The following is a 6,079-nucleotide window of genomic DNA, read 5'->3' on the forward strand; positions in this document are numbered from 1 at the left end:
ACCGCGTCCTCGACACGGACCTACCCTTGTCGGGTGAGCAAACAAACCATGGGCGCCGGTGACCTGCTGGTCCGGATCGGCGCGATCCTCTTCATGATCGGGGCGGTCGGCACGATCGTCACCGTCGCACCGCTGCTGCTGCACACCAGGACGCTGCCCACGCCCGCGTACTTCGTGTCGATGCTGATGGGCGTGGGGATGGCGGTGGCGCTGGTGGGGCTGCTGCGGTCGGCGCTCGCACAGCGTCAGGCCGCCGCCGCCCCCGCCGCCGAGCGGACGGCGGGTCGGTCAGGCGGCCCGACGGCGGGTCAGGCGGCCGCCGAGCTGTAGGCGGCGAACCACGCGGGGAACTGCGTCAGATCGTCGAGCACCACGTCCGCGCCGGCCGCCCGCAGCTCCGCCGCGTCGCACGGCCCGGTGGCGACCGCGACGGACAGCGCGCCCGCGGTGCGCGCGCCGCGCACGTCGCCGACGTGGTCGCCGACGTACACCGAGGCGCCCCACTCCAGCAGCGCCTGCGCCTTCGCCTCGGCCCACAGCCAGCCGCGCAGCTCCGCGTCGATGCCGACGTGGTCCAGGTGCAGCCGCGCGTTGGGCTCGTACTTCGCGGTGACCACGACGGGACGGCCGCCCGCCGCGCGCACCGCGCCGACCGCGTCCAGCGCGCCGGGCATCGCCGGCGTCGGGTCGATGGCGTACCGCGGGTACAGCGCGCGGTAGAGGTCGCTCGCCTCCGGGACCCGCTCGGCGGCGAACCAGTTCGCCAACTCCTCGTCCAGCGGCGGCCCGAGGCGTGAGACCGCCAGCTCGACGTCGACGTACACGCCGGTCTCCGCGACGAGCTGCTCGTACACCGCCCTGATCCCCGGCCGCGAGTCGATCAGCGTCATGTCGAGGTCGAACCCGACGGTGAGCGGATGCGAGCGCGGGTGCGCGGGCGTGCGGGCGGTGGCGTCGGCGGGCGGCGCGGCGGCGTGGTCGTTGGTCACGGCACCCATTCTCGCCCCAGCGGTCGAGCGGATCGCGGACAGGGGTCAGGGGTCAGCCGGTCCTGCGGCTGCGCCACAGCAGGTAGAGCGCGGTGCCGACCGCGGCGAGGCGGATGGCGGCCGGATAGGCGCCCTGGAACGCCTGGCCCACCTGCCCCTGCGCGACGGGCGTGCCCCACTTGCCGGTGTCGCGGCCCCACACCCACACGACCAGTCCGGCGGCGGCGCCGGCGGGGATGCCCAGCACCGCGAACTTCGCCTGCGGGCGGCTGAGCCTGCGCGAGAGGTAGGCGAGCAGCCAGCCCAGGCCCAGCGGGATCAGCGAGCCGATGGCGGCGCCCGCGACCAGCAGCGCCGCGGCCAGCAGCAGCACCGGACTGCCCCAGCCGCGTCCGGCGCGGCGCAGCCGGGGGGCGAGGCCGCGGCGCGCGGCCGGGACCGGCTCCTCCTCGTACGCCTCCTCTTCGTCCTCCTCCAACGCCGCGACCGTGCGGGGCCGGCGGCGGGGCGGGAAGTCGTCGTCCTCGTCGAGGTCCTCGTCGTCGAAGGGGATGAAGACGCCGCCGGACATGCCGGGCAGCCCGGCCAGCTCGTCGCCTGCCCGCGGGCGTCCGCCGCGCGGGTCGGTCCGCCACCAGTCGGGCTCCTCGCGGCGGTCCCTGCGGGGCCTCGGCACCTGCGGGCCGGGCTCCTCGCCCTTCGCGCCGGCGTCGTCGCCCGCGTCCTTGGCCGCCGCCTTGGCCCTGGCCCTCGCCTTGGCCCGGTCCTGTGTCCCGTCCCGCCTGTCCGCCCGGTCCGCCCGGTCGGAGCGGTCCGGCCCGTCCGTGCCGGGCGCGCGCTTCGGCCGGGGCTGCTCGGCGTAGGGGCCGTAGGAGCCGGGCGGCGGCTCCCGGTAGGGCTCCGCGGAGTCCGCGCCGCCCCGGCCGCCCGCCGCGGAGGCGCCGGTCCCACCGGGGCTGCCTGTGGCGGCCTCGACGACCGCGTCGGGAGAGCCGATCCGGCCCAGGATGCGGCGGACGGTGGCCGGGCTGTCGGCGCCGCCGCGCTCCCGGTCGATGTCCTGCCGCAGCTGCGCGACCAGCTGCATGCGCTGCGCGGCGGGCAGCGCGGCCTGCGCCAGGTCGCCGACCCGGCTCAGGTAGTCGAAGACCAGCCGGTCGCTCTCGACGCCCACCCCGGCGCCCCCCTTCCCGCAGCACTGCCCTGACGGTACCGCCTCAGGGCGGCCCGCTCCGATATCCCCGGCCGGGCGGCTAATGTGGGACGGATGACGACCGGGGACGCCGCGCCGCGCACACTCGCGGAGGATCTGCGCGCACGGGACGACGCCGCGCTCGCCCTGCTGCTGCGCGCCCGCCCTGATCTGCTCACGCCGGTCCCCAACGACCTCACCCAGCTCGCCACCCGCGCCGCCACCCGCGGGTCGGTGCTGCGCACCCTGGAGCGCCTCGACGCCTTCACCCACCAGGTCGCCGAGGCCCTGGCGGTGGCCCCCGACCCCTGCGGGTACGACACGCTCGAAGTCCTGATGACCGGGGCGGCGCCGGACGCCGGCCCTGCGGGTGCGGCGGGTCTCCCGGGTCCTGCCGAGCCACTGCCGCCGCAGACCTTCGCCGCCGTCGCCGCGGCGCTGCCGCAGGCCGTGCTGACGCTGCGGGTACGGGGGCTGGTGTGGGGCGGCGAGGGCCGGCTGCGCCTGGTGCGCACCGCGAAGGACGTGCTCGCGCCGTCGCCCGCCACCGTGTCGGGGACCGGCCTCGGGCCGTCGGTGGGCGAGGCGACCGGCGGGATGTCGCCGGCCAGGCTGCAGGAGATCCTGACCGACGCCGGGCTGCCGCCGACCCACGACCCGATCAGCGCGATCGGGGAGCTGACCGCGCTGTACGGCGACGCCGTACGGCTGGGGGCGCTGCTGGCGGGCGCGCCCGACGCGGTGCCGGGCGTGCTGGAACGGCTGGTGTGGGGGCCGCCGTACGGCGAGGTGCGGGACGCCACGGTGCCGGTGCGCGCCGCGGACGCCGCGACGCCCGTGCAGTGGCTGCTGGCCCGCGGGCTGCTGCTGCCGGCCGGCCAGCACAACGTGGTGCTCCCCCGCGAGGCGGCCCTGGCGCTGCGCGGCGGCCGCGCCCACCGCACGCCGGAGCCGGTGCCGCCGCCGGTGGAAGGCGTCGCCCGCACCGAGCGCACGGTCGACATGACCGCGGCGGGGCAGGCGTTCACCGCGACCAGGATCGTCACCGAGCTGCTCACCGCGTGGCACAGCGGCGGCCCGGCGGTGCTGCGCGCGGGCGGCGTCAGCGTGCGCGACCTGAAGCGGACCGCGGCCGTGCTCGACCTGTCCGAGGCGCACACCGCCTTCTGGCTCGAACTCGCCTACGCGGCCGGGCTGATCGCCGCCGACGGCGAGCTGGACGAGGTGTACGCGCCGACCCCCGCGGCCGACGAGTGGCGGCAGCTGCCGCCGGCCCGGCAGTGGGCGGTGCTGGCCGCGGCGTGGCTGGCCGCCACCCGTACGCCCGGCCTGGTGGGCAGCAAGGACGCCAAGGGGCGGGCGCTGTCCGCGCTCGGCCCCGACCTGGACCGTTCGCTCGCGCCGCGGGTCCGCGGCGCGGCGCTGCGGGTGCTCGCGGAGCTGCCGCGGGGATGCGCGGCGGCGCCGGACGCGCTGCTGGCGAGGCTGCGCTGGCTGCGGCCGCTGCGCGGCGGGGCCGACGCCCTGCGCACCGAGCTGCTGCGCTGGACGCTGGCGGACGCCGAGGCGCTGGGCCTGACCGGCCGCGGTGCGCTCGCCGCGCACGCCCGCCCGCTGCTGGCGCCCGCCGAACCCTCGCCGCAGGCCGCGCGGGACACCGCGGGGCCCGCCGGGCAGGCCGCCGCGGCCGCGGCCCTGGCGCCGCTGCTGCCCGAGCCGCTGGACCATGTGCTGCTCCAGGCGGACCTGACAGCGGTCGCCCCGGGACCGCTGGAGACGCCGCTCGCCGAGACGCTCGGCGTGCTGGCCGACGTGGAGTCCAAGGGCGGCGCGACGGTCTACCGCTTCACGCCGCAGTCGGTGCGCCGCGCCCTGGACGCCGGGCGCACCGCGTCGGAGCTGCAGGCGTTCCTGGCGGCGCACTCGCGGACGCCGGTGCCGCAGCCGCTGAGCTACCTCATCGACGACGTGGCACGGCGGCACGGCACGCTGCGGGTCGGCGCGGCCTCGGCCTACCTGCGCTGCGACGACGACGCGCTGCTCACCGAACTCCTCGCCGACCGCCGCGCGAACGGCCTGGGCCTGCGCCGGCTCGCGCCGACCGTGGTGGCCGCGCAGAGCGATCCGGCGACGCTGCTGGAGCGGCTGCGCGCGATGGGCCTGGCGCCCGCCGCGGAGTCCGCCGACGGCGACGTGCTGATCACCCGCGCCGACGCCCGCCGTACCCCGCCGCGCACGCCGCCGCTGCCGGTCACGGACGGCCCGCCGGTGCCCGACGCGGCGCTGCTCGGGGTCGCGGTGAAGGCGATCAGGGCCGGCGACCGGGCCGCGACCGCGGTGCGCCGCACCCCCGCGCCCGCCGTCGAGGGGCCGCCGCGCACACCGGCCGCCGACACCCTGGCCACCGTCCAGGCCGCCGCGCTGGCCGGCGAGTCGCTGTGGATCGGCTACGTCAACGCCGACGGCGCCGCCAGCCAGCGGGTGATCGCGCCGGTCCGCGTCGAGGGCGGCTACGTGACGGCCTACGACCACACCGCGGACGAGGTCCGCACCTTCGCGCTGCACCGCATCACCGGCGTCTCCGAGCTGGCCGACGACCCGGCCTGAGCCGGGGGCCGCGGTACGGGCGGGTCAGGCGCGCCTGCGGGCGGTACGGCCCTGGCGGCGGGCGCGTGCGTCCTCCTGGAGGGCGGGGTCGCCGTAGCCCAGCCGGTGCCACCAGTGGTGGCGGCGCGGGTGCAGGGCGCGGCCCAGGCGGCGGCCCAGCAGCAGGTAGCCGAGCAGCGCGCCCGAGGTGTTGAGGATGACGTCGTCGATGTCGAAGGCCCGGCCCTCGACGATCGCGCCCTGGATCGCCTCGACCGCGACCATCACGAGCGCGGTGATCACCACGACCCGCAGCAGACCGCGGGCCCGCGGGAAGAGCATCGGCAGCAGTACGCCGAACGGCACGCCCAGCAGGATGTTGCCGCCGATCTGCTTGACGGTGTCGCGCGTCTCGGGCTGGTCGAGGTAGGCGCGGATGGACGCGCCGGGACGCAGATTGGTGTGGATCAGGTCGACGGACGCCGGCGAGGGCACCAGCGTCACCTTGGCCAGCGCCACCGCGAAGGCCACCATCGCGATGATGGCCAGGGCCAGCACGGCGGCGCGGGCCAGCGTCGAGCCGAGGGTGCGGCGTTGCAGCACCGGCGGGGGCGGCCGCCGCGACGTCGTGCGGCGGGGCGTGTCCTTCGCGGGCCGCGCCCGGTCCGGCGCCCCGCTGTCGCTCTTCCTGCCGCCGGACTTCCTGGCGGTGGACTTCCTCGTGTCCACGGCGGTGCTCGCGGCCGCCGCACCTCCGGACGTGGTCCGGCCCCTGGGCCCGAGCGCTCGGACGCGCTCACCCCAGGACCGCTGCCGGTCCGCCGGCTCCTCGGCCGGCACCGCCTTCGCCCTGGGCTTCGGCGCGCGCTCCGCCGTCATCGTGTCGGATTTCGTCCTCGCCCGTGAACGGAACAGCGCGACTCGCTCGGCCATGAGCCGTGACCCCCCTCGGATGGGCACCTTCTCGCGTGCGCCTACCCAGGACCGGCCGTCGTACGCCGCGGGACTGCGGACGGACGACGGCCGGTTCGCCGCGAGGATCAGCGGACCTCAGGGCGCGGGGCGAGGGCTGGGCGAGGGCTATCCGTGGCGCCCGCGCCTGCGGGTGAACACGACGAGAGCGCCGCCCGCCGCCAGTGCGCCCGCGGCTGCCGCCGCGGTCCAGCCCAGATCAGAGCTGCCGGTGTGCGGCAGGTGCCCGCCGGGGTGCGTCGGCGGGGTGTGGGTCGGGTACGTGGGCGGGGTGTGGGTCGGGTGCGTCGGCGGCGTATGCGTCGGGTACGTCGGCGGCGTATGCGTCGGGTACGTCGGC

At 77.7% G+C, this 6,079-nt stretch carries 6 protein-coding genes; 2 read left to right on the forward strand and 4 right to left on the reverse strand.

All coding sequences use genetic code 11. The annotated features are described in order from the left end of the window. Positions 1–33 precede the first annotated feature (33 nt). Complete coding sequence (locus V2S66_RS26345) at positions 34–330, forward strand: hypothetical protein (RefSeq protein WP_330799140.1); 297 nt, start codon at positions 34–36, stop codon at positions 328–330. On the opposite strand, the gene V2S66_RS26350 is transcribed toward V2S66_RS26345, so the two are convergent. Then, positions 309–998: an HAD family hydrolase gene (locus V2S66_RS26350; protein ID WP_413966487.1), complete on the reverse strand. Its 690-nt coding sequence runs from the start codon at positions 996–998 to the stop codon at positions 309–311. The genes V2S66_RS26345 and V2S66_RS26350 overlap by 22 nt on opposite strands. 43 nt (positions 999–1,041) lie before the next feature. Further along, positions 1,042–2,163: a hypothetical protein gene (locus V2S66_RS26355; RefSeq protein ID WP_330799143.1), complete on the reverse strand. Its 1,122-nt coding sequence runs from the start codon at positions 2,161–2,163 to the stop codon at positions 1,042–1,044. A gap of 93 nt (positions 2,164–2,256) precedes the next feature. Here V2S66_RS26355 and V2S66_RS26360 point away from each other — a divergent pair, with 93 nt between their 5' ends. Next, a complete protein-coding gene (locus tag V2S66_RS26360; RefSeq protein WP_330799144.1) occupies positions 2,257–4,788 on the forward strand; it encodes a helicase C-terminal domain-containing protein in 2,532 nt (843 codons plus the stop codon). A 24-nt stretch (positions 4,789–4,812) separates the two neighbouring features. Here the strand turns inward: V2S66_RS26360 and V2S66_RS34635 are convergent, their stop codons facing one another. After that, entirely contained in the window at positions 4,813–5,700 is an 888-nt protein-coding gene (locus V2S66_RS34635) for a VanZ family protein (protein WP_413966488.1), read from the reverse strand. Positions 5,701–5,847: 147 nt separating this feature from the next. Continuing rightward, positions 5,848–6,079 (reverse strand): LPXTG cell wall anchor domain-containing protein (locus V2S66_RS26370; protein WP_330799146.1); only part of this gene is annotated, 232 nt, incomplete at its 5' end.

It is taken from the genome of Actinacidiphila polyblastidii, assembly GCF_036353415.1.
Lineage (GTDB): Bacteria > Actinomycetota > Actinomycetes > Streptomycetales > Streptomycetaceae > Actinacidiphila > Actinacidiphila polyblastidii.